This window comes from Peptoclostridium litorale DSM 5388, from assembly GCF_900141635.1.
GTDB lineage: Bacteria > Bacillota > Clostridia > Peptostreptococcales > Peptostreptococcaceae > Peptoclostridium > Peptoclostridium litorale.
Map to the genome: position 1 here is coordinate 1 of NZ_FSRH01000038.1, position 1,080 is coordinate 1,080.

Annotated in this window: 1 protein-coding gene; it reads right to left on the reverse strand. The window is 35.1% G+C overall.

The annotated features are described in order from the left end of the window. Positions 1-438: 438 nt before the first annotated feature. Positions 439-972, reverse strand: coding sequence for a dihydrofolate reductase family protein (locus BUQ87_RS14895; RefSeq protein WP_038262940.1), 534 nt, complete (start codon positions 970-972; stop codon positions 439-441). Between the last annotated feature and the right edge of the window lie 108 nt (positions 973-1,080).

Sequence of the window (1,080 nt, forward strand, 5' to 3'; positions counted from 1 at the left end):
AACACTGTTTATGAAATAAGCACTGTACGTCTCATGCAAGTGTTGCCCAAGAGAATTTCCAAGTGGAATTCGATTGGCTGCAACATACTGCTAAAATTCTTTTTTCTGGAAGCCTTGCAACCAGGCCGCTAGGCCTTGGTGTTTGCCGCCTTGTTTCGGCGACAAGTAATACTATACCAGCTTTATTGCCACAGGTCAATACTTTTTGTGACAAAATAGTTTTTTTCATGAAAAACATCTGATTCAAGCGCCGTATGTATCTATATACCCGCGATATTCGCCCTTAAACAGACTCTTGTAAAAAGCTTTTGACACTTCAAATTTCACAAAGTTTTCATACTTTATTTCAATATAGTGCTTATATAACAATTTTTCAATATAGTCTTCTTTAATGGTTTTCTTAGTTCGTCTTTTTTCAATAGTGTTTTTCAGAATACACTATTTTCTAATGTAACTAAGTTCAACCATCCCATCAATCACTTTTGTTTCAACAAGCCTAAGTTTAATTTCTGGATTTTCTTTTAAAAAAAGTGGGATTCCATCACCCAGAATTGTTGGTATGATTGTTACAATGTATTTGTCTATAAGATTTTGCTTAATAAATTGGTCAACTAATTTGCCACCACCAACAAGCCAAATATCCTTGCCATCTTGTATTTTAAGGTTTTTAATAAATTCCACAATATCATCCGATATAAACTCCGCTCTTTTATCTGATTCATATTTTTTTCTAGTTGCTACATAGCACTTTTTACCTTCATAAACCCAAGTGTCCGGCGATAATTCATTAACAACCTGTTCATAGGTGATTCTACCCATTACAACTGTATCTATTGTATTATAAAAATCATCATATCCATTATCAACATTAGTATCCTCGCCATTGCCACTCAACCAGTCAACTGCTCCATTATTTTTTGCTATATATCCATCTAAACTGATTGCAATATAAAGTATTATATTCCTGCTCATTAGTTTATCCTCCTCTAAACAGCTCTTCCAAAAACGCAAAAAAACCTCCGAAATATCGGAGGTCTATCACGCAGCCACGTCCTATTCTCCCGGGACCTTCCGGTCCGA